This is a genomic window from Alistipes provencensis (assembly GCF_900083545.1).
Lineage (GTDB): Bacteria > Bacteroidota > Bacteroidia > Bacteroidales > Rikenellaceae > Alistipes > Alistipes provencensis.
The window spans coordinates 1,220,162-1,243,446 of record NZ_LT559262.1 but is presented as its reverse complement, the minus strand read 5'-3'; the positions used below and the strand labels follow the sequence as shown (position 1 = coordinate 1,243,446).

General features: G+C 61.6%; 18 protein-coding genes. 9 read left to right on the top strand and 9 right to left on the bottom strand.

What is annotated here, in order from left to right; all coding sequences use genetic code 11:
* Positions 1-11: 11 nt before the first annotated feature.
* Genes BN5935_RS04940 through BN5935_RS04920 form a run of 5 tightly spaced genes read right to left on the bottom strand, consistent with a single transcriptional unit; the run spans position 12 to position 3,670 of the window.
* Complete coding sequence (locus tag BN5935_RS04940) at positions 12-989, bottom strand: Gfo/Idh/MocA family protein (protein WP_064975138.1); 978 nt, start codon at positions 987-989, stop codon at positions 12-14.
* A 4-nt stretch (positions 990-993) separates the two neighbouring features.
* The gene (gene rdgB / locus BN5935_RS04935) at positions 994-1,575 is read right to left on the bottom strand and encodes an RdgB/HAM1 family non-canonical purine NTP pyrophosphatase (protein ID WP_064975137.1); all 582 of its coding nucleotides are present in this window, start codon (positions 1,573-1,575) and stop codon (positions 994-996) included.
* Between the two features lie 25 nt (positions 1,576-1,600).
* Positions 1,601-2,251: an ATP-binding cassette domain-containing protein gene (locus BN5935_RS04930; protein ID WP_064975136.1), complete on the bottom strand. Its 651-nt coding sequence runs from the start codon at positions 2,249-2,251 to the stop codon at positions 1,601-1,603.
* On the bottom strand, positions 2,238-2,828 hold the full coding sequence (locus BN5935_RS04925; protein WP_064975135.1) for a hypothetical protein: 591 nt from the start codon (positions 2,826-2,828) through the stop codon (positions 2,238-2,240). Before BN5935_RS04925 ends, BN5935_RS04930 begins: the two co-directional genes overlap by 14 nt.
* Positions 2,829-2,830: 2 nt before the next feature.
* Positions 2,831-3,670: an HAD family hydrolase gene (locus BN5935_RS04920; RefSeq protein ID WP_064975134.1), complete on the bottom strand. Its 840-nt coding sequence runs from the start codon at positions 3,668-3,670 to the stop codon at positions 2,831-2,833.
* A gap of 77 nt (positions 3,671-3,747) precedes the next feature.
* On the opposite strand from BN5935_RS04920, the gene BN5935_RS04915 reads away from it, so the two are divergent.
* A complete protein-coding gene (locus tag BN5935_RS04915) occupies positions 3,748-4,278 on the top strand; it encodes a nitroreductase family protein (protein ID WP_064975133.1) in 531 nt (176 codons plus the stop codon).
* A 28-nt stretch (positions 4,279-4,306) separates the two neighbouring features.
* Positions 4,307-7,063 (top strand): peptidase associated domain and porin domain-containing protein, encoded by a 2,757-nt coding sequence (locus tag BN5935_RS04910; protein WP_064975132.1) that lies wholly within the window; start codon positions 4,307-4,309, stop codon positions 7,061-7,063.
* A gap of 47 nt (positions 7,064-7,110) precedes the next feature.
* Here BN5935_RS04910 and polA read toward each other — a convergent pair whose 3' ends face one another.
* From polA to BN5935_RS04890, 4 genes are all read right to left on the bottom strand, one after another.
* On the bottom strand, positions 7,111-9,987 hold the full coding sequence (polA, locus tag BN5935_RS04905) for a DNA polymerase I (RefSeq protein ID WP_064975131.1): 2,877 nt from the start codon (positions 9,985-9,987) through the stop codon (positions 7,111-7,113).
* Positions 9,988-10,023: 36 nt separating this feature from the next.
* Entirely contained in the window at positions 10,024-10,476 is a 453-nt protein-coding gene (locus tag BN5935_RS04900) for a 6-pyruvoyl trahydropterin synthase family protein (RefSeq protein WP_204244889.1), read from the bottom strand.
* A gap of 166 nt (positions 10,477-10,642) precedes the next feature.
* The gene (locus BN5935_RS04895) at positions 10,643-12,268 is read right to left on the bottom strand and encodes a ribulokinase (protein WP_064975129.1); all 1,626 of its coding nucleotides are present in this window, start codon (positions 12,266-12,268) and stop codon (positions 10,643-10,645) included.
* Between the two features lie 11 nt (positions 12,269-12,279).
* Entirely contained in the window at positions 12,280-13,419 is a 1,140-nt protein-coding gene (locus tag BN5935_RS04890; RefSeq protein ID WP_064975128.1) for a DUF6786 family protein, read from the bottom strand.
* Positions 13,420-13,534: 115 nt separating this feature from the next.
* On the opposite strand from BN5935_RS04890, the gene BN5935_RS04885 reads away from it, so the two are divergent.
* Genes BN5935_RS04885 through BN5935_RS04855 form a run of 7 tightly spaced genes read left to right on the top strand, consistent with a single transcriptional unit; the run spans position 13,535 to position 23,275 of the window.
* Entirely contained in the window at positions 13,535-14,593 is a 1,059-nt protein-coding gene (locus BN5935_RS04885) for a LacI family DNA-binding transcriptional regulator (RefSeq protein ID WP_235821012.1), read from the top strand.
* A gap of 50 nt (positions 14,594-14,643) precedes the next feature.
* Complete coding sequence (locus tag BN5935_RS04880; RefSeq protein ID WP_064975126.1) at positions 14,644-16,704, top strand: FG-GAP repeat domain-containing protein; 2,061 nt, start codon at positions 14,644-14,646, stop codon at positions 16,702-16,704.
* Positions 16,701-17,576, top strand: a complete 876-nt coding sequence (locus BN5935_RS04875) for an alpha/beta hydrolase (protein WP_064975125.1) — start codon at positions 16,701-16,703, stop codon at positions 17,574-17,576. The genes BN5935_RS04880 and BN5935_RS04875 overlap by 4 nt, the downstream gene beginning before the upstream one ends.
* Before the next feature lie 23 nt (positions 17,577-17,599).
* Positions 17,600-18,511 carry a dihydrodipicolinate synthase family protein gene (locus BN5935_RS04870; protein ID WP_064975124.1) on the top strand — a complete coding sequence of 304 codons (912 nt, stop codon included), beginning with the start codon at positions 17,600-17,602 and terminating at the stop codon, positions 18,509-18,511.
* A gap of 36 nt (positions 18,512-18,547) precedes the next feature.
* A complete protein-coding gene (locus BN5935_RS04865) occupies positions 18,548-20,035 on the top strand; it encodes a sodium:solute symporter family protein (protein WP_064975123.1) in 1,488 nt (495 codons plus the stop codon).
* A complete protein-coding gene (locus BN5935_RS04860) occupies positions 20,032-21,480 on the top strand; it encodes a sulfatase family protein (protein WP_064975122.1) in 1,449 nt (482 codons plus the stop codon). The genes BN5935_RS04865 and BN5935_RS04860 overlap by 4 nt, the downstream gene beginning before the upstream one ends.
* Before the next feature lie 22 nt (positions 21,481-21,502).
* A complete protein-coding gene (locus BN5935_RS04855) occupies positions 21,503-23,275 on the top strand; it encodes an L-fucose isomerase (RefSeq protein ID WP_064975121.1) in 1,773 nt (590 codons plus the stop codon).
* Positions 23,276-23,285 lie beyond the last annotated feature (10 nt).

The following is a 23,285-nucleotide window of genomic DNA, read 5'->3' as shown; positions in this document are numbered from 1 at the left end:
AAGATAACGATTTATTCTTTCATTATTTCATCCATCACCCGGGAAGTTCGCGCCGCGGAGATTCCCGTGGAGGGGCACAGCCCCTCGCCGCGCAGTTCCCGGACGATGGTTTCGATCAGCGGACCCTGAATATGCTCCGGGGACGCGATTTCGAACCGTTCGACGCCCTGCGCCGTCACCAGTTCGACCGGCGTGAAGGCGAACGTGCTGAAACGCACCGACCCTTTGCGCCCCGTGACGACGACCGAATCTTCGACCGCCGACGGCGGAGCGACGAAGCACCATGCCCCCGTCCCGACAAGCCCCGAACGGAACCGGAACGACGCCGTAACGGTGTCCGCCACGTCGTAGAATCCTCCGCGGTTGGCCTTGTGTCCCCGGGCGTCGGCGATCTCCCCGAGCAGGAAATCGAGGATGTCGAGCGTGTGGGGCGCCATGTCGTAGAAATAACCCTCCCCGCCGACCTCGCGGCGCAGCCGCCACGGAAGGCGGGCCGGATCACGGTCCCCGGGGCTCTCGGGGCGGAAATACCGCACCTCGACGCCCAGCGGATCGCCGACGGCCCCGCCGTCGAGGAGCTCCTTGACTTTGAGGAAGTAGGGCAGCGCCCGGCGGTAGTAGGCCACGAAGAGTTTCTGCCCGGAGCGTTCCGCCGCCGCGATCATGTCGAGGCACTCGGCATGGTTCATCGCCATCGGTTTCTCGACATAGACCGGCTTCCCGGCCGCCAGCACTTTCAGGGCGAGTTCCCGGTGGCTGTCGGGCGGGGTTGCGACGTAGACGATGTCCACATCGGGGTCGGCAATCAGTGCGTCGGCATCGGTATAGCTCTTCGGAACGCCGTGCCGGCGGGCGAAATCGGCCGCCTTCGCAGCGTCGCGGCGCATGACGGCTGCAAGGGCCGAGTGCGCCGTCTTGTACATCGGCGGGCCGCTCTTGCGTTCGCAGACGTCGCCGCAGCCCAGAATTCCCCAGTTGATGTTTTTCATACGGCTATTTTTCGATCGAATGGAGGAATGCCGCCAGTTTGCGCACGGCGCGGGCGCGGTGCGAAACGGCATTTTTCTCGTCGGTGGTCATCTCGGCGAAGGTTTTCTCATAACCGTCGGGAATGAACAGCGGATCGTAACCGAAGCCCTCGTGCCCGGCTTCATGGTCGATGATCCGGCCCTCGACGATGCCTTCGAAAAGATGCTCCTCACCCCCGAGGATCAGCGATATCACCGTGCGGAAGCGGGCCCGGCGGTTCTCCGCGCCCTCGAGGTTTTTCAGCAGCAGGCGGTTGTTGGCCGCAAAATCATGGCCGTCGGTGGCGTAGCGGGCCGAATGCACGCCCGGGGCGCCGCCCAGCGCCTCGACCTCCAACCCCGTGTCATCGGCGAAGCAGTCGAGCCCGGTGCGGCCGCGGAGGTAGTGCGATTTCTGCGAGGCGTTGCCCTCGAGGGTCGCCTGCTCCTCGGGAATCTCCTCCTCAACGCCGCAGTCGCGGGGCGTCAGCAGAGTGTAGGTGTCGCCCAACACGGCCTGTACTTCCGTGAGCTTGTGGGCGTTATTCGTGGCGAAAACAATTTTCATGGCGTGAAATTTTTCGTAAAAGTACTTATTTTTCCGCAATCCCCGAAGCGGCCGTCGCCCGGACCGCCCGGGCGAACTCATAGTGTTCGTAACGGCCGCGGACTCCGCCACCGCCGAGCACATAGAAATCGTCGCAGATGCCGTCGAGCTCCTCCAGCCGGGCGGCGACGAGCACCGTGCGCCCCTCCGAGCCGAGTTGCAGGATCAGTTGGCGAAGCATGAAGACGCTCCCGATATCGAGCCCGCGAAAGGGTTCGTCGAGCAAAAGGACCCGTTTGGGACGCATCAGCAGCAGGATCAGCGCCAGTCGTTTCCGTTCCGCCTCCGGAAGCGCCGCGGCTTCAACGTCGAGGGGCACGGGCAGGCGCCGGAGCATGACGGCGGGATTCGCCCCGGGGTTATAACGGGTCACAAGGTCGAAATGGTCGCGGACCGTCAGCCCGGGCCAGAAGCGAGGTTCCGCCTCCGCAAGCCCCACATCGCACCGCCGAAGGGGATGTCCCCCGGCGGTGATGCGCCCCGCATCGGGTGTAATCAGCCCGTACAACGCCTTCAACAGCGCGCTCCGCCCTTCGCCCGCGATGCCGTGGACAGCATTCGCCGGGAGGTGCATCGTCACGTTGTCGAGGAGCCGACGCTCCCCGTCGCAAATCCGCAGGGCGTCAATCGAAATCATAGAGGTAACGGTTGAGGTTGCGTTCGGTCCGGAGCAGGTAACTCACCACAAGGCAAAGGCTGAGGGGCAGCAGGGGCGGAACGAGGAATCCCGCGGCGCCCAGCCGGGCGGCCAGCGGCCAGCGCGGGGCATCGACCGCCGCATCGTAACGGGCGTATTTGGCCGCGACGAAGTAGAGCAGTGCCAGCGCCGCCAGCGGAGCCCACGCCGCGGCCATCCAAGCCGAACGGGGCTGTACAACGAAGGTCAGCACGGCAAAAGGGGCCGTCATCAGAAAATAGTTGCGCCAAGCCGTAAGGACCTTGCGGGTGAGCAGCCGCGCGGCGCCCATCCCGGGCAGCAGCAGGAGCTGCAGGGGTTCGTTCGAGGTATAGAATACCCCGCAGGCCACCGCTGCGAGGTAGAGTGCCGGGAATCCGGCATAGGGGATGCAGGCACAAACTGCCAGCACGACCACCGCCGCAACGACCGCGGCAGGCCATCGGCGCACACCGGCGGTCCATTCGGGCGATCCGCCGAACATGCCCGGGCGCACCAGTCGCCCGGAGTAGATATGCCGCACTCGTTCGGAGGACATGGTTATCGGACGACTTCCAGTTTTTCGAGTTTGTCGTCGAGATCGATCTTGTCGATGATGGTCTTCACGAGGATGTCCATCTCCGAATCCGCCCGATAGTCGGCCGGGCAGACGTGGCTCACACGGTTGTCGTGGATCAGCGAAGCCATCTCCTTGCGGGCCCCCTTCTGGTCGGGGTTATAGACCGCGATCGAGTGGCCGCCGGAGTTCTTGACCAGCCGCATGCAGGGGATGTCGGTGGTTCCGTCGCCCACATAGATCATGTGCTTGAACGGCACGGGGCGTTCGTTCTCGGGGATATAGCGGTTGACCAGCTTCGCGTCGAAGACCGACTCGACGCCCTTGTTGATCTTGAAGATGAACTGCGTCTTGTTGGTGTAGTTGACCGCCACGGCGGGCCAGTAGGCGATGCCGTCCACGTCGTAGAGGAACGAGCAGGCGTAGATCTTGCGGAACTCGTGGGCGATCTCCGTACCCTCGATGATCTCCTTCATCCCCGACGAGTTGATGTAGTGCAGGATGCGGATGCCCCGCTCGGCGCCGTAGGCGTTGATGCGCGAAAACCACTCCTTGACCCCCGCGAAGAGCGTCACGCGGCGGCCCGAGTCCTGAAATGCCTCACGGCGCAGCGACAAGCCTTTCGACTTGGCCTCCTGAATCATCCGGGCCATGTATGTGAGGACCATGTCGGCGTCCTGCTCCTCGGCCAGCGTGTTGGCCTCGGTCCAGAACTCCTTGTTGCTCTTGCCGACGGCAGGAATGAAATCGTACTCCTGCATGTTGCCCGGAGCCAACGTGCCGTCGAAGTCGTAGATGAGTGCTATGGTGAATCTGAATTCCATCGGTTTCAAGGTTTTAATTCTCAAAGATATGTTTTTTTTACTACTTTTGCAATAAACGTACGAAAACGCAAAAGATTATGGAATTCAAGGAATTGATTGCAAAACGCCGCTCGGTGCGCAAATTCTTGGACCGCCCGGTGCCCCGCGAGGTCGTGGACCGCATCCTCGCCGAAGCCCTCACGGCCCCTTCGGCCCGCAACACGCGCTCGACACGCCTGCTGGTGGTCGACGATCCCGCGCTGGTGGCCCGCATGGCCGACATGCGCGACTACGGATCGGGATTCCTGACGGGTGCGCCGCTGGCGATCGTGGTGCTGGGCGACACGTCGTCGAGCGACCTGTGGCGCGAGAATGCCGCGATTGCGGCGACGGTGGTGCAACTGGCCTGCGTCGACGAGGGGCTGGCGTCGTGCTGGGTGCACATCAACGGACGCCCCCGGCGCAAGGATGTTCCCGACGGAGAGAAGGCTGCCGACTATCTCCGGACCTTCCTGCCCATTCCCGACGGCTGCGAACCCCTCTGCGCCATCGCCGCGGGGTACTCGGATTTCACCCCCGCCCCGCTGCCCGCCGCGGACGACGAGGCGCGGATTATCCGGCTCAAATAACGCCCCGGAAACCCGATACCGATATACCATGACCGACCCGATCCCGAGTTGTCTCCGCAGCCTGTTTACGCTGTGCTTCTGCCTGTGTCTTTTCCTGCCCGTAAACGGACAGGAGGTGATCGTCATGAGCAATATGATACGCCCCCCGAGCAGCGCCCGAACGGTGATCTATGTGCAGGACAGCCTGACCAAGGAGCCGCTAGTCGGGGCGACGGTTCGCATCGTATCCGGCAAGGATACGATTGCGTATGCAACGGTGAAAAGCATGCAACTCACCGTAGCCAGCGCCCGGTGCGAATGTTTCCGGCGATTCCGGCATCCGGTGGAGCTGACCGTGAGTTTCATAGGTTACAAACCCTTTTCGAAGCGATACGAAGCGAACGATTTTGTCGGCAATATCGACGTGAATCTGGCCGAAGACGAACGACAGATCGCCGCGGTGGAGGTGCGGGGCGACCGTATCGCCATGATTATCCGCGGCGACACGACCATCTACGATGCCGCCGCTTTCAAGACCCTGCCCGGGGACCGGCTCGGAGAACTGCTCAAACAACTGCCGGGTATCGAGGTCCGCGACGGGAGCATCTTCGCCAACGGGGCGGAGATCAAGCGCGTCTATGTCGACGGGCAGACCTTCTTCGGCGACGACACGAAGGCTGCGCTCCGGGACCTGACGACGGCGGATATCAAAGATGTGAAGGTCTACGACGAGGACAATCCCGTGGCGAAACGCATCGGCGACACCCGGGCCCCGAAAGACAAGGTGATGGACGTCACCACGAAGAGCAAGCCCAAGATAATCAAGAATATTATGCTCGCGGCATCCGGAGGCGTCAGCACCCAGGCCGACTACAACGGCAAACATACGGCACGGCATGACGAGCGTGCCGTCATCAGCCTGAACACGCCCCAGAACAGCATGAGCCTGATGGGCTACAACGGCAGCAATGCCGGACAACGGTTAGGGCTAAACGCAATGTCGAACTACACCCCTCCGACACCATCCCGGTACACCGAAATAAACGGCAGTTACAGCCACCGGAAGGGCGACTCGCTGAAATACGGCATCAACGTTTCCGTATATCTTGACCGGAGTGAGACTGAACAGCAAAGTATGACCGACTATTTCCCGACCGAGGTTTACGAGATCCGCCGGGTGGAATCGCAGTCGAACGCGCTGACGAAAAACAATACCTATAATCTGGGCGGCCTCTTCACACATGCCCGTCAGACCCACATGCTGCAGGCCCGCATCACGGGAAGTTACGGTACACAGTCAAACCTCGGAACGAACCGGATGACCGACCGAACCGACGGAAACGTCCTCTCACAACTGCGTCAGAGCCTTTCGGACCGGGATTCGAAAACGCTGGAAGCCTCCGTCAGCTATTCGCTGGGGCTGAAAAACGACGCATTCATCACGACCTCGGTCTCCTCGGAGTATTCGAAAAACAACCGGGACGGCTGGACGGTCGATACGCTCGAAACGACGAGTTTCAAGACGAACCTGCGCAACGCCGGTGACGGCTCCGTCTGGAATGTGAGGGGACAGTTCGTCTTTACAAAGAATGTTTCGGAATCCTCGTCGATCGACCTGCGGTATGATTTCACATACCGGAACGAACGGTCGCAGGAACGGTCGGTCGACTTCCTCAACGACCCGCTGGGAGTCCCCGACCTGCTGAATACCTACGACTATACGGTCAATGCGAGCCACAACACCCTGACCCTAGGCTATACTTTCCGCCCGAACCGGAAGGTGCGCTTCGGAGCCGGCATCGGCGGCAATGTGACCGTCGCTAACCGCGACGAGCGGCTGCCCTACGATGCGTACACGCCCCGGACATTCTGGTCGGTGATCCCCAGTCTGGATTTCTCATATCGTTTCTCCCCGCAGAAGAACCTCTCTTTCAGGGCGCAGTCGCGCGTAGACGATATTTCGCTTGAACAACTGCGCGGCGTGATCGACACGCGCAACCCCCTGCTGCTGCGCGTGGGAAATCCCGACCTGAAACAACCCCTGAAGACCGATTTCTCGCTTGTTTACAACCAGCAGATCGCCGAAAGGAGTTTCAACTGGGCTGCCCGGTTCGACGGCAGCCATACGCTCCACTACATCGCCGACAAGACCATCTATTTCACCCAAGAGACCCCGCTGCCCGAATACGACTACACGGCGCAGCGCGGGGCCACGCTCTCCACATTCGACAATGCCGGGGGATACCTCAACCTGAATGCCTCGCTGTCGATGAGCAAGCAATTCAAGGCCATACGCACGACGATCCGGAGCAAACTGGAATACGGTTATTCGCAGGTTCCGTTCTTCCTGAACGGCGTCGCCCGGACAACGGACCAGCACTCCATGCAACTGGAGTTCTACCTGACTGGCGGCTTCTCCTCGCACCTCACGCCCGAAATCCGCTGCACAGCGCAGATCGGGGAGTTCGCCAGCGGTCCCTACGGCAAGAGCCGCTACCTCGACGCACAGATCAACGGCGCCCTGCGTTCACGCTTCGCCGAAAAATACGAGGCCAGCGCGATAGTCTTCTACAACCTCTACCGCAACGACGTCTCGAAGCAGGCGGCCCGCGACGCGGTCTACTGCAACGCCGATATCGGCCGCAAATTCGGCGCGAAAAACCGGCTGGGCTTACTGACGGGCGTGGTAGACATCTTCAATCAGGGCCAGAACCGCCGGACGCAGGTGGTCAACGATTACATCACGACTTCGCAGACGGCACTGCTCGGACGCTACTGGTATATCGAGGTCTCCTATACCTTCTAAAAAATCGCCCTCTTTCCGAGGGCGATTTTCAGTTTCAACATACCGCGTCAATGCGCTTCGAGCCAGTTGTCGCCGACGCCGGCATCGGCGATGAGCCGCACCTTGAGGTTCGCCGCGGACTCCATGCACTCAGTGACGATGGCCGTGACGCGCTCCTGCTCCGAGCGGAGCATGTCCACGACCAATTCGTCATGCACCTGCAGAATCACCCGTGAACGGATGCCCTCGGCGATAAAACGGCGGTGGACGTTGATCATGGCGATCTTCATGATGTCGGCCGCAGAGCCCTGTATCGGGGCGTTCACGGCGTTGCGCTCGGCCAGTCCGCGCGCCACGGCGTTGTGCGACGAGATGTCGTTGAGGTAGCGGCGGCGGCCGAAGATCGTCGAGACGAAGCCCTCCTCCTTGGCCTTCTCGACCACGTTGTCCATGTACTCCTTGACCTTGGGATAGGAGGCGAAATAGCCGTCGATGATCTCTTTGGCCTCCTTGCGAGGGATTTCGAGCCGCTGGCTCAGGCCGAAGGCCGAGATGCCGTAGATGATGCCGAAATTGGCCGTCTTGGCCCGGCGCCGCTCCTCGGAGGTCACCTCCTCCAGCGACTTGTTGAACAGTTTGGCGGCGGTGGCGGTGTGGATGTCCTCGCCGTGCTCGAAGGCCGCAATCAGCGACTCGTCGCCCGAAAGGTGGGCCATCAGGCGCAGTTCGACCTGACTGTAGTCGGCCGAGAGCAGCAGGTGGTCATCGTCCGAGGGGATGAACGCCTTGCGGATGCGGCGGCCCATGTCGTCGCGGACCGGGATGTTCTGCAGGTTGGGGTTGGTCGACGAGAGGCGCCCGGTGGCGGTCACGGCCTGATTGAACGAGGTGTGAATGCGCCCCGTGGTGCGGTTGACCAACTGGGGCAGCGCCTCGACATAGGTCGAAAGCAGTTTCTTGACGCCCCGGTACTCGAGAATCAGGTCCACGATGCGGTGTTTGCGGGCGAACGACTGGAGGTAATCCTCGTCGGTGCAGAACTGTTTGGTCTTGGTCATCTTGGGTTTCTCGGCGATGCGCATCTTCGCAAACAGCACCTCGCCCAACTGACGCGCGGAGTTGATGTTCAGGTTCGACTCGCCGGCCTCGGTACGGATCGCCGCCTCCAGTTCGGCCAGCTTGCGGTTCAGCTCGACGGCATAGACGGCCAGCGCCCCGGTGTCGATCCTTACGCCCGCCATCTCGATGTCGGCCAACACTTCAATCATCGGCTCCTCGACCTCGAAATAGAGGTGCTGAAGACCGATCTTCTCGACCATCGGGTAGAGTTCATGCTTGAGCCGCAGGGTCACGTCGGCATCCTCGGCGGCGTACTCCTTGACACGCTCGATATTCACGAGGTCCATCGTCAACTGCTTGGAACCCTTTCCGATCAGCGATTCGATCTCGATGGGCTTGTAGTTGAGGTAGCGCTCCGAAAGGGCGTTCATGTTGTGGCGCGACTCGGGATCGAGCAGGTAGTGGAGGATCATCGTGTCGTACTTGCGGCCCCGGATCGCAATGCCCAGCCGGCGCAGCACCATCAGGTCGAACTTGATGTTCTGGCCGATCTTGGCGATATTCTCATTCTCGAACAGCGGCCGCACGATCTCCGCATATTGGGGTGTGTTCTCCTCCTTGAAGGGGACGTACCACGCCTTGAAAGGCTCCACGGCGAGCGACAGGCCGACGATCCGGTCGTTGAAGATGTCGAATCCGGTGGTCTCCGTGTCGAAGCAGAACTCCTCGTATTTCCCGACCTCGGCGATCACCTCGCGCAAGTGCGCGGCACTCTCCACGAGCGTGTATTCGTGGGGCGTGTTCTGGGCCGTCGCCAGTTGCATCGCGTCGGCTTCGGCCTGCAGTTCGGCGACGGGAACATCCTGAGCCTCCGGCATCTGCACCACGGGATCGCCGAACAGGTTGCCCTGACCCACCAGCGCGGCTTTCTTCGCCGCAGCGGACTTGGCACGGGCCATCTCCGCCAACTGGGTCTGCGCCTCCTGCCGGGGACCTTCGGGCAGCGCCTCGGGCGGCGCGAGGTTGTTAAGGTCATTCATGAAGGCCTTGAAATCGAGCTCGGCAAAAAGCCCGCGCAGTTCGTCGACATGGGGATCGCAGACCGTGAGGTCCTCCTCGCGGAGTTCGATCGGCACGTCGAGACAAATGGTCGTCAGGCGCTTGGCCAGCCGCAGGTTGTCGGCCCACTCAGCAATCTTCTCGCCCTGCTTGCCCTTGATCTTCGAAACGTTGTCGAGGATGTTCTCGACCGTTCCCCACTCCTGCACCAGTTTGCAGGCGCTCTTTTCGCCGATGCCCGGCACGCCGGGGATGTTGTCCGAGGCGTCGCCCCACAACGCGAGAATGTCGCGCACCAGTTGGGGATCGTCGATGCCGTACTTCTCGCGGATAGCCTCGCGTCCCACGATCTCGATGCTCCCCTCGGCGCCCCGCTGCTTGTAGATGCGGCAGTTATCGCGCACCAACTGCCCGTAGTCCTTGTCCGGAGTGACCATGTAGACATCGTAACCGGCCTCGACGCCCTTTTGCGAGAGGGTTCCGATCACGTCGTCGGCCTCATAGCCCGCGACCTCGAGGATCGGGATGCACATCGCCTCGAGCACCCGCTTGACATAGGGTACCGACAAGAGGATATCCTCGGGCGTTTCGGTGCGGTTGGCCTTGTATTCCGGAAAAATGTCGCGGCGGAAGCTGCCGCCCTTGGGATCGAAGGCCACACCCAGCAGGTCGGGCCGTTCGCGTTTCTGGATGTCGCGCAGGAACTTCACGAACCCGAACACCACGGAGGTGTTCATCCCCGCGCGGTTGCGCATCGGGCGCCCCAGAAAGGCATAGTAATACTTGAAAATCAACGCATAGGCGTCGACCAGAAAGAGTTTTTTCATATTAGATAGGTTGCGTCACTTGTGTTCGGAGGGCCATCATTCGTTGTCGTCGGCGAACCATTCGGCAAACGAGGTTGCGGTTTCGTGGAGCTTCAGCGAATGGAGCGCAACACCTTCGGGGAGCCGGACAGCAATGCGGCGGGCGAAATCGGCGAGCATGTTCTCGCAGGTGGGCTGGTAACCGACCGTCACGATGTTGCCGAACCGCGCGGCGAGCACGCGGCGCAATTCCGCGCCCGACGCCGAATCCCGGAGCACCAGCGCATGGTCGAAACACGAGACGATCTCCTCGCTGACGATCCGCTTCAGCACCCCGAAGTCCATCACCATCCCGCATTTGGGATTCTCCGCATCTTCGACCGGGCGGCCTTTCACCGTCACGAACAACCGGTAGGAGTGCCCGTGTATCTCACGGCACGGCCCGTCGTATCCGTCGAGGGCATGCGCCGCCTCGAACGAAAATTCCTTGGTCAATCTGATCACTGTCATAGGACAAAGATAGTGCAAGGTGAGCGGAGTGCCAAATTTATTTGAGCACTTCCGAACCGCCGCCTATCCAAGACAAAGTCAAAGATAGTGCAAGCCGCGGACAAAGCCAAACGAATTGTCGGCTTTTGCCCGCGACCTGCGGTGTCAATTATCCGGAGCATCCCGTTTACCGACGGCCTCCGAGTTTCAAATAGCGGTCATAGAGACGGTCGTAAATCGCATGCCGTTCCATATCGGGCAGGTATTCGTCCGAAAAACCGGGACACATCGCCCGCTGGGCCTCCGGCACCGACGGGTAGAGTCCAGCGGCAACCGCCGCGAACATCGCCGCCCCCAGAGCGCAGGCCTGATCGCTGTCGACCACCCGGATCGGAACGCCGATGACGTCGGCCATCGTCTGCATCACGAAAGGCGATTTGCGGGCAATGCCGCCGATGGCGAGGATGTTGTCGATGGGCACGCCCTCTTCGAGCATCCGCTCGTTGATGGCCCGGGAGCCGAAGACCGTCGCTTCGACCAGCGCTTTGTAAATCGCCGGCGCCGACGTCGCAAGGGTCAGCCCGTCCAGCGCACCCCGCACCCGGGGATCGGCATCGGGCGTCCGGCGTCCGTTGTGCCAGTCGAGCGCCACGGGGTCCTCGTCCGTCAAGGGCAGACGTTCAGCCTCGGCCGTCAGTTCCCCGAGGATTCGCTCTTCGAGCTGCGGGTCGCTTTCGGCAATCTGCCGCAGCGGCCACGCCATCACCCGCCGGAACCAAGCATACAGGTCGCCGAAAGCGGCCTGCCCGGCCTCGAAACCGATATATCCGGGCAATACCGAACCGTCGACCTGACCGCAGATGCCGTGCACGGCACGACTGCCGACCTCCTCGTAAGTGCCGACCACGATATCGCACGTCGAAGTTCCCATCACCTTGACCAGCGTTCCGGGGACGATACCGGCCCCGACGGCCCCGACATGGCAGTCGATGGCCCCCACGCCGACGGCGATGCCCGCCCTCAGTCCCAGCCGGGCAGCCCACTCGCCGCACAACCGCCCGACGCATGCGTCGCCCGTAACGGTTTGGGAATAGAGGTGCCCGCGGAAGACGCGCAGCAGCGGATCGACCGTTTCCAAAAACTCCGGTGCGGGAAGACCGCCCCACGAGGCATGCCACATCGCCTTGTGCCCTGCCACGCAGCGGCTGCGGGCGATCGTCTCGGGCATCGTGTCGCCGACCAGCAGGGCGCTTATCCAGTCGCAGTGCTCCACCCACGAATAGGCCGCCGGCAGCAGCCGGGGCGAATGGCGCAGGCAGTGGAGCATCTTGGCCCAGACCCATTCGCAGGAGTAAGTGCCGCCGCTGTAACGGGTATAGTCGATCTCCCATTTTTTTGCTAAATCGTTTATTCTGTCCGCTTCGGCGAGGGCCGTATGGTCCTTCCAGAGGATAAACATCGCATCGGGTTCCTCGGCAAATTCGGGCAGCAGGGCCAGCGGAGTGCCTTTGCCATCGGTCAGCGCCGGGGTCGAGGCCGTGGTGTCGAAGGAGATGCCGCGAACGGCGTCGGCGACATCGCGTCCGCAGGCCGCCAAAGCCTTGCGGACCGACGTCTCCAAAGACTCGATGTAATCGAGCGGATGCTGACGGTAGCGGTTGTGCGAGGGGTCGCAATAGAGCCGTTCGGCCCACCGGGGATAAGCCACCACCGCCGAGGCGAGCTCCGACCCGTCGGCAGCGTCGACGACGAGGCACCGCACGGAATCGCTCCCGAAATCGACGCCCAAAAGATAGTTGGTTCGAGATTGCATAGTTATTTCGGTTAATAGTTAAATGCCTCTTTCACAGCCCGCAATCCTCCGGGTATCAGTCCGCGGAGGAGCTCTTCGAGCAGGGCCTCGTCCCCCTGCAGGTGGAAGACCTCCTGCGTGTGGCACAGCGTCTCGCCGGGCCGCAGGAAGGCCGCCGGCGAGGAGGTTTCAATCTCATAGAACGGGCCCATCACCTCGCCGGTTTCGGTCGGCCCGTCGTTGTAGGCGTTGACGACGTCCCCGCCGAAAGGGTCTGTCTGCTGCCCCCAGCGGCTCTCCACATAACGGTCGCCCGTCGTGGAACGCCGGTAGCGGACCAGCGTCAGTTGGTGCGCCGCCGCGTCGTAACTGCCGCAAAGTCCCGTATCGCGGCCCGCGGGCAGGCCGATCTTCGACCGGAAAGCACCGTCGATCCGCAGGCATACGAGCCCTCCGGACACGGAGAGCCGATCGGCCGGGAGCGTTCCGAAATAGTCGCTGTTGACAGCCGTTTCGACATCCTCCCCGTCGCAGGGCAGGAAGACCGTCGTCGACGGCGACGGCGTGAACATCCCGAGCATCCAGACCGACGGAGCGCCGCCCTCGGGCGTCCAAGCGTCCGGACCACAGTTCCCGATGCGGTTCTCGCTGCGGTAGGCCACCAAAGCGAGTTCCGGCGACAAGGCATGCCGCAGCGCCGCCTCGGCCTGTCGGTGCGAAAGCAGCTCGACACGCCGCGCCACACCCACCTCAAAGCGGGTTCCGGTGGCATTCCGAAGCGACATCCCGGCCTCGAAGCGCACCTGCCGGGCGTCGCGGCCGACCACCCGGAAAGGCTCGGTGTCCAGCGCCGCCGGGACCTGCCAGTTGGCATAGACCTGCTCGGCGCCGGGTGCAAAGTAGAGCGAGAAGGGGCCGCCCTCGGGCCCAAGCCAGAAACGCTCCTCACCGCCAAAGGGATTGAACTGGGATTTCCGGACCCCCGAAGCGATCAGCGAACGGTTTATCCAGCCGTAGCCGGGCCCCTCGGGTCCGGTCGAGGTCGAGGTCATCACACGTCCCTGCCACGCCGGAACCAGATAGATCCGGGCACGTCCCGATTCATCGGACAGTTCCACGCCCTGAACGCCGTAAGTCTCCATAAATGAGCGCGCTTCACCGTAAGTTTTCATATTTCGAAAGGGATAAAATCAAAAAATCGAAGAAAAAATTTGTTTATTAAAACGTTTTAATTACTTTTGCAAAAGTAACAGAAAATCCCAGATATTGCAAAAAAACGCAAAAAATATGCGAACGAAGCGAGTAACCATAAAAGATATAGCCACAGAGGCCGGCGTTTCGATCGCTCTGGTCTCGTTCGTGATGAACAACAAAGCCGACGGCAAGGATACCTACCGCGTGAACAAGGAAACCGCACAGCGTATTCTGGAGGTCGCGCAGAAACTGAACTACCAGCCCAATAACGCCGCCCGCACCCTGCGCAGCGGCAAGACCAACACCATCGGCGTCATCGTCTCGGACATCTCGAACAAATTCTTCGCCGACATCGCCCGGTGTATCGAAAACCACGCATATAAACATAAGTATACCGTGCTGTTCGGCAGCACCGACGAGAATCCGCAAAAGCTGGAGAACCTGATCGAGGTCTTCCGCAACAAGGGGATCGACGGTCTGATAGTCGTTCCGTGCGAGGGTGCGGACGAGATCATCCGCGACATCGCCCACCAGAACATCCCGCTCGTGCTGCTCGACCGTGAGGTCCCCGATCTGGAGGTCAGCAGCGTCGTGCTGAACAACCGCCGCGCCGGATATGAAACGACCGAAGCGCTGATCCGGCGTGGGTTCTCCCGCATCGAGATGATCTCCTACTCGATGGGGCTCTCGAACATCCGCGAGCGCGAAGAGGGCTACCGCCGCTGCATGCAGGCGTATGAAAAGGGCGGAAACGCCGTCATACACCACCTGCGCCATGACAAACTCGCCAAGATCGAGGATATTATCCGCGAAGCCCGGCAACGCCGCGCCGAGGCTTTCCTCTTCGCCACCAACACCTTGGCAGGTCAGGGACTGAGCGCCATCTTCCGCAACGGCTGGCGTGTGCCCCAAGACATTGCCATCGCCTGCTTCGACACCAACGAAGCCTTCGACATCTACAAAACCGCCATCGCCTATGTCCGTCAGCCCATCGAACAGTTCGGGACCGAAGCCCTCGACCTGCTGATCAAGAGCATCGAACAACGCGACAAACCCGGAAACTGCACGCGCATCGTGCTGACGCCCGAGATCGTCGAGAGCGCTCCCGAAGACGAACTGCGGAGCGTGGAACAGGCCGTCGCGGAAGGCTAAAAATATTTACCCTGAGGCTAAAACGATTTATAAGAAACCTGCATAAACCCATGAACCCGGCAATCCTTCCGTTTTACAAGGCGAGCGTTTTCGCCGTCCGCAGTGCCGCGCTGGCCGCCGCACTCCTCATCACGACATCGGCATCGGCCGCAACAGACATTCGACAGGCGTCACCTACCACTGATCCCAAGGGGGGGGGTGAAACCCCGGCACAATCCGATAAGGACATCCTGCGATACAACAACCCGGACCTCACGGTCGATCTGGGGGTCGGACTGTGGGGCATTCCGCTGCCCGTGGACTATGACGGCGACGGCGTGAAAGACCTGCTGGTGTCGTGCCCCGACCGCCCCTACAAAGGACTCTATTTTTTCAGGAACATCGGAACGCCGCGCCATCCCCGTTTCGCCGCCGCAGAGCGTATCAGCGAAAAGGGGATGAACAACATCCGCCTTTCGGAGGTGGAGGGCAAACCGTATGTCCTCTCCAAGAACTTCGAATACCCCGACTTTTTCAAGGCTCCCTACGCCAAGAAGCGGCGTCTCCGCTACGAGGGCGAGGAGCTCGGCGCCACCTACAAGAAGTCGCGGAGCAACATGTGGAACTACGTCGACTGGGACGGTGACGGCGACAAGGATATCGTCGTGGGCATCGACACATGGGACGATTACGGCTGGGACAACGCCTTCGACAGCCTCGGGCGCTGGACCCGGGGTCCGCTGCACGGCTACGTCTACCTGCTCGAAAACACGGGCAAAGGATATGTCAACCGCGGCAAAGTGGAGGCGGCAGGCGCCCCGATCGACGTCTACGGAGCTCCCAATCCGTGTATCGCCGACTTCGACGACGACGGCGATCTGGACCTGATATGCGGCGAATTCGTCGACGGGCTGACTTGGTTCGAGAACATCGGGAGCCGCACGGAGCCCCGCTTTGCGGCGGGACGTCCGCTTGCCAACAAACACGGGGAGATTCGCCTCCATCTGGAGATGATCGTCCCGGTGGTTTCGGATTTCGACGGCGACGGACATCCCGACCTTATCGTCGGCGACGAAGACGGCCGCGTGGCTTGGGTGCGCCACACGGGGAAGGTCAAAAAAGGCATGCCCCAGTTCGAATCGCCCGTCTACTTCACTCAACAAGCCGATCTGGTGAAATTCGGAGCCCTCTCAACCCCCTGCGCCTACGACTGGGACGGCGACGGCAAACAGGACATCGTTGCCGGGAACTCGGCCGGGGAGATCGCTTTCATCCGCAACCTTTCGGGCGGCGACAACCCCGTTTGGGATGCCCCGCAGCTCTTCACCGTCAACGGCAAACCCATCCGCATACAAGCCGGAGAGAACGGCTCCATACAGGGACCCGCCGAGCGCAAATGGGGCTACACGGTACTCTCCGTGGCCGACTGGGACGGCGACGGACACCCCGACATCATCGTCAACTCGATTTGGGGCAAAATCGAATGGTTCCGCAACCTCGGCAGCAAAGACGGACTGAAACTCGCTCCGGCACAGCCCGTGCGCGTAGCTTGGGAGGGCGAAACGCCCAAACCCGCATGGAACTGGTGGACGCCGGAATCCGGCACGCTCGTCACGCAATGGCGCACGACGCCGGTGGCCATGGACTGGAACGGCGACGGCCTGACGGACCTCATCGTTCTCGATCAGGAAGGTTACCTCGCCTATTACGAACGTTTCCGCACGCCCGACGGCGAGTTGCTGCTCCGCCCCGGACGCCGCATCTTCCACGGCACGAACTGCTCGCTCTACAGCGCCAAAAACGGGGTTATGGAGAGCTCCGAAGGACTTCTGCGCCTGAACGACGGCATCGGCGGACAATCCGGACGCCGCAAGATCTGTTTCATCGACTGGGACGGCGACGGACGGTTGGACCTGATCGTCGACAGCCAGAACGCCTGCTGGTTCCGCAACGTCCGCGAGGAGAACGGCGAGGTGTGGTACGAATATATGGGCAACATCAGCGAGCGCGTGCTGGCCGGCCACACGACCTGCCCAACCCCCATCGACTGGCGGGGCGACGGCACGCCCGAACTCCTGCTGGGGGCCGAGGACGGCCATTTCTACCGAATGGCAAATCGGCTGGCGCGATGAAAACCTGTTTCACAACACTCTGCGCTCTATTGCTGGCCGTCGCCGTGTCGCAGGCGGCCGAGCCGCTGCGCATCAAGCTCTTCCCGGAGGGAACCCCGACGAAAACCGGGCTGGAGGAGCTGTCCGAAAGCATCAACGAGAAGGGGTACTACGTCGGCGTAAGCGATCCCGAATTGTTGGTCTATCTTCCCGATCCGGCCCGCGCCACGGGACAGGCCATGCTGGTCGTGCCGGGCGGAAGTTACGAAAAAGTCTGCATCACGCACGAGGGTTACAAGACCGCCGAGTGGCTCAACGAGCACGGCATCGCGGCGATGATCCTCAAATACCGGATGCCGAACGGCCATCCCGGGATTCCGCTGGAGGACGGCGAGCAGGCGATGCGCGTCATCCGCCGCAACGCCGTGCAATGGGGCATCGATCCCCGCAGCGTAGGGATTATCGGCTTCTCGGCGGGCGGCCACTTCGCCTCGACGCTCATCACGGAATACACAAGCGCGGAGACACGTCCCGATTTCGCCGTACTCGTTTACCCGGTCATCTCGATGAAATACTCCAGCGTCCGGACCCGGGAGAACCTCCTCGGGGCCCGCAGCGGGGAGGAGGCATTGCGCAAGCGCCATTCGACCTTCGGACAGGTCCACGAAGAGATGCCCGAGGTGATGCTCCTGCTGTGCAACGACGACAAAGGGGTGGTCCCGGACAACTCCATCGCCTTCTACCGGGCCCTCAACCGCCGCGGGGTGAAGGCCGAAATGCACATCTATCCCGAGGGAGGCCACGGTTTCTGGATGCGCGAGCGCTACGCCTACGGCGACGAGACCTATCCGGCCGTCATCCGGTGGATCGAACGACACAAAACGAACAACTGATTAAAACCCAAACCATAAAAAAGATGAAGACTATCAAAGGGATCATTCCCCCGATGATTACCCCCTTGAAGGGTGACGACCAAATCGACCGTGAAGGCACCGTACGGCTCACGGAGCACATCCTCGCCGGCGGCGTCCACGCCCTCTTCCTCCTCGGCACCACCGGCGAGGCGCAAAGCCTCTCCTACAAGTGCCGCTACGATTTCGTCGAACTGGTCTGCCGCACGGTCGCCGGGCGCGTTCCCGTGCTGGTGGGCGTCACCGACACGTCGCTCGACGAGAGCGTGAAGCTCGCCCGGCATGCCGCCGCCTGCGGAGCCGTCGGCGTGGTCGCCGCAGCGCCTTATTATTTCGCGCCTTCGCAGCAGGAACTGATCGAATATTACACGGCGCTGGCCGACGCACTGCCGCTGCCGCTCTTCCTCTACAACATGCCCTCGCATGTGAAGGTGTTCCTCGAACCCGCGACCGTCAAGGCGCTGGCCGACCATCCGAACATCGTCGGACTGAAGGACAGCTCGGCCAACATGACCTATTTCCAGACGCTGCTCTACCATCTGGGCGACCGCGAGGACTTCGCACTCTACGTCGGTCCCGAGGAGCTCACCGGAGAGAGCGTCGTGATGGGCGCCGACGGCGGCGTGAACGGCGGCGCCAACATCTTCCCGGAACTCTACGTCGAGATGTACGACGCGGCAGCAGCCCACGACATCGCCCGGGTCCGCCGGCTCCAGCACCGCATCATGCAGATCAGCACGTCGCTCTACACCGTCGGCAAATACGGGTCGAGCTACCTGAAAGGCGTCAAATGCGCGCTCTCGCTGCTGGGCATCTGCGACGACTACCTCTCCTATCCCTACCGGAAATTCCGCACCGAGGAACGCGACCGCATCCGTCAGGCCCTCGGAGCGCTGGGCATCAAATGCGGCGAATAGCATAACACACGACCAAACTACCTAACCCGATAAAAAATGGAGATAACCATACTCGATTACCTCGTCTTTTTCATCTTCGTCGGCGGCGTCGCCCTTTTCGGATGCTCGTTCTACTTCCGCAGCCGTAAAGGCGCCGCGGCATTCACCGCCGCCGAAGGATCGCTGCCCACATGGGTCGTGGGCATGTCGATCTTCGCCACGTTCGTCAGCAGCATCAGCTTTCTGGGACTTCCCGGCGACGCCTACAAAGGCAACTGGAATCCCTTCGTCTTCAGCCTCTCGATCCCCATCGCCACATGGCTCGCGGCCAAGGTCTTCATCCCGCTCTACCGCGGGATCAACAGCGTCTCGGCCTACCACTACCTCGAAATGCGTTTCGGATACTGGGCCCGCTGTTATGTGGCCGTCTGCTACCTGCTGACGCAGCTCGCCCGCGTGGGCTCGATCCTGCTGCTGCTGGCCCTGCCGCTGAACACGATGTTCGGCTGGGACATCCAGACCATCATCATCTGTACGGGCATCGCCACGCTGATCTACACCCTGCTGGGCGGTATCGCCGCCGTGGTCTGGACCGACGCCATTCAGGGCATCATCCTCATCGTCGGGGCCGTCGCCTGCGCCGCGATCCTCACCTTCACGATGCCCGAAGGCCCCGGACAGCTCTTCGCAATAGCCTCGGAGCACGGCAAGTTCAGTCTCGGCAGCTTCGGGGCGAGCCTTACCGAACCGACCTTCTGGGTGGTGCTCATCTACGGACTGTTCGTCAACATGCAGAACTACGGCATCGACCAGAACTATGTGCAGCGCTACATGACGACCCGCTCGACGGCCGAAGCCGTGAAGTCGACCCTCTTCGGCGGACTGCTCTACATCCCCGTGTCGCTCGTCTTCGTCTACATCGGCACCGCGCTCTTCTCCTACTACACGGCACAGCCCGAACTGCTGCCCGCCGGAACGCCGTCGGACCAAGTGTTCCCGTGGTTCATCGTCCACGGACTGCCCACGGGCCTCACGGGTCTCGTGATCGCCTCGCTCTTCTCGGCCGGCATGTCGACCATCGCCACGAGCATCAACTCCTCGGCGACGATCGTACTGACGGACTTCGCCAAACGGCTCTCGAAAAAGGAGCTCTCCGAAAAGAAGAGCATGCGGGTACTCTACGCCACGTCATTCGTCGTGGGTACGCTGGGCATCATCATGGGACTGATGATGATGCGCATCGACGGCGTGCTGGACGCATGGTGGAAGCTGGCGTCGATCTTCAGCGGCGGCATGCTGGGACTGTTTCTGCTGGGCGTCGTCTGCAAGACGGTACGCCGGGCCCACGCCGTCATCGCGGTGATCCTCGGCCTGCTGACCATCGCATGGATGAGCCTCTCGCCGCTGATCAACGAAGGTTCGCCCTTCTACCGCTTCCACAGCCCGCTGCACACCTACCTGACGATCGTCTTCGGAACGACGGTCATCTTCCTCACGGGCTTCCTGCTCACGAAATTCACGAACCGCAAAGCCGAAAACGCATGAAAACCCGACTGAAAACCGGACTGCTGCTCTGCGGCGGTGTCTTGGGCGGCACTGCCGCCGTCGCAGCTCAGAAACAGCCCAATATCCTGCTGGTGCTGAGCGACGACCAGAGCGCCTTCGCCGTCGGCTGTTACGGCAACGCCGACATCCGGACGCCGAATCTCGACCGATTCGCTTCGGAGGGCGTGCGCTTCAACCGCGCCTACGCCACCTCGCCGCAGAGCGTACCCTCGCGCGCCTCGATCATGACGGGGCGTTCGCCCGTGGCGGTAAACATGACCCGCTTCAACGTGACGCTCGCCCGCCGCTTCCGTGCCTTTCCCGAATACCTGCGCGAAAACGGGTACTACACGGGCGTCGCCGGACGCGGCTACCACCTCGACGGAGCCGTCAGCGGCCGGGTCGGAAAGATCAAGGAGGTCGAACTCTACTATGCGGAGCACGGCTACAAGACCTTCCCCGACCGGCTCGACACCTGCATGGTCGTCGCCGACGCCCGCAAAGGCGAGAGCCACTGGAAGATCAACGCGCAGTTCCGGACCTTCATGGAACGCCGCGACAAGGACAAGCCTTTTTTCCTGCAACTCTGCTATTCCGATCCCCACACGCCTTACGACGCCCCGAAGGTGCACGATCCCCGGTCGCTGACCCTCCCGCCGTTCTATCCCGACACGCAATTGGTCCGCGAATACACGGCAGCCTATTACGACGAGATACATCGGATGGACGCCGATTTCGGAGAGGTGCTTCGCTACCTCGACGAGCACGGACTGAGCGACGATACGATCGTCATTTTCATGGGCGACAACGGCGGAGCGCAGTTCATGGCCAAAGGCACGCTCTATGAAAACGGCATCCGGGTTCCGTTCATGATCCGCTGGCCCGGGCACATCGCTCCGGCCGTGACCGACGCCGTGGTCTCCAACGTGGACATCGCTTCGACCTGTCTAGCGGCCGCCGGACTGCCGGTCCCCGAAGAGATGGAGGGCGAAAATCTGCTGCCCCTCATGACGCAGGGCCAGACCCCGGCCGAAAGATGGGTCTATTCCGTACGGAGCTGCCACGCGACCAATTCGCTGCCGACCGACACTTCGGTCTTCGACCAGATGCGCTGCATCGTCGGCGAACGCTACAAACTCATCTACAACCTGCTGCCCGGACAGCCGTGGGTTCCCATCGATTTCGCCGGCACGGAGATGTTCGCCGAACTGAAGCGTATGCACGAAAGCGGCCGGCTCGATGCGCGTTCGAGCCGCCTCTACTTCCCGGCGACACGCCCGATGTTCGAACTCTACGACCTGCGGAACGATCCCGGCGAACAGCGCAACCTGATCGACGATCCGGCACTGAAGGAGGTCCGCAACGACCTGATTCTGAAACTGACCTACAAGATGATCGAGGACGAAGATTTCGTGACGCTCCCTCATCCGAAAATTTACGAATAAGAACCGAAAAAACATCCGACCTATGACAAACCATCCTAAAATCGGTATCCGTCCGATCATCGACGGCCGCCGCGGCGGTATCCGCGAATCCCTCGAAGAGATGACGATGGGCATGGCCCAAAGCGTCGCGAAGCTCTATGCCGACAAACTGCGCTATGCCGACGGCACTCCCGTCGAGTGCGTCATCGCCGACCGCACCATCGGCGGCGTGAAAGAGGCCGCCATGGCCACGGCGAAATTCGCCGCCAACAACGTCGGGGCCGTCCTCTCGGTGACACCCTGCTGGTGCTACGGCTCCGAGACCATCGACATGGACCCGCTGATGCCCAAGGCCATCTGGGGGTTCAACAAGACCCAGCGCCCGGGCGCCGTCTACCTCGCCTCGGCACTGGCCGGACACAACCAGAAGGGACTGCCCGCATTCGGCATCTACGGCTCGGAGGTGCAGGAACAGGACGACAACAGCATCACCCCCGACGTGGAGGAGAAACTGCTGCGCTTCGGCCGCGCCGCCGTTGCCGTCATGCAGATGAAGGGTAAATCCTACCTCTCCATCGGTTCGGTATCGATGGGCATCGCCGGTTCGATGCCCGATCCCGATTTTTTCCAAGAGTATCTCGGCATGCGCAACGAGTATGTCGACTGCTCCGAGATCGCGCGCCGCATCGAACTCGGCATCTTCGACCAAGAGGAGTTCAAACGGGCGATGGCATGGACCGAGAAGTACTGTAAAACACACGAAGGCGAGGACCTGAACCCCGAACATCTCCGCTATTCGCGCAAGAAGAAAGACGAGGTGTGGGAATACGTCGTCAAGATGACCATCATCTTCCGCGACCTGATGATCGGCAACCCCGTCCTTACCCAAATGGGCTTCGAGGAGGAGGCCATGGGCCACAACGCCATCGCGGGCGGATTCCAAGGACAGCGCCAGTGGACCGACTTCCGGCCCGACGGCGACTTCTCGGAGGCTATCCTCAACACGTCGTTCGACTGGAACGGCATCCGCGAGGCCTTCACCTTCGCCACCGAAAACGACACGCTCAACGGCGTCTCGATGCTCTTCATGCACCTGCTGACCAACCAAGCGCAGCTCTTCTCCGACGTGCGCTCCTATTGGAGTCCCGAGGCCGTGGAACGCGCCACGGGCAAAAAGCTGACGGGCAAGGCCGCCAACGGCATCATCCACCTCATCAACTCGGGAAGCAGCGCACTGGACGCTTCGGGCGCGATGTCCGACGCCGCTGGCGAACCCGTGATGAAACCCTTCTGGGAGATCACCGAGCAGGATGCCGAGCGGTGTCTCGAAGCGACCACATGGCACCCGGCCGGACGCGAATACATGCGCGGCGGCGGTTTCTCGTCGAAGTTCTTCACGCGCGGCGACATGCCGGTCACGATGTGCCGCCTGAACCTGATAAAAGGACAGGGTCCGGTGCTGCAGATCGCCGAAGGATGGGCCGTGAACGTCGACCGTGCGATCTTCGAGCACATCGACAAACGCACCGACCCCTCGTGGCCCACGACCTATTTCGCCCCCCGGCTGACGGGCAAGGGCGCCTTCAGGAGCGTCTACAACGTGATGAACAACTGGGGCGCCAACCACGGAGCCATCACCTACGGCCATGTCGGGGCCGACCTCATCACGCTCGCCGCAATGCTCCGCATCCCGGTCTGCATGCACAACGTCGACGAAGACAAGATCTTCCGTCCTTCGGCCTGGGCCGCCTTCGGCTCCGATCCCGAAGGCTCCGACTACCGCGCCTGCAGCAACTACGGGCCCGTCTACCGATAACGCAAATCTC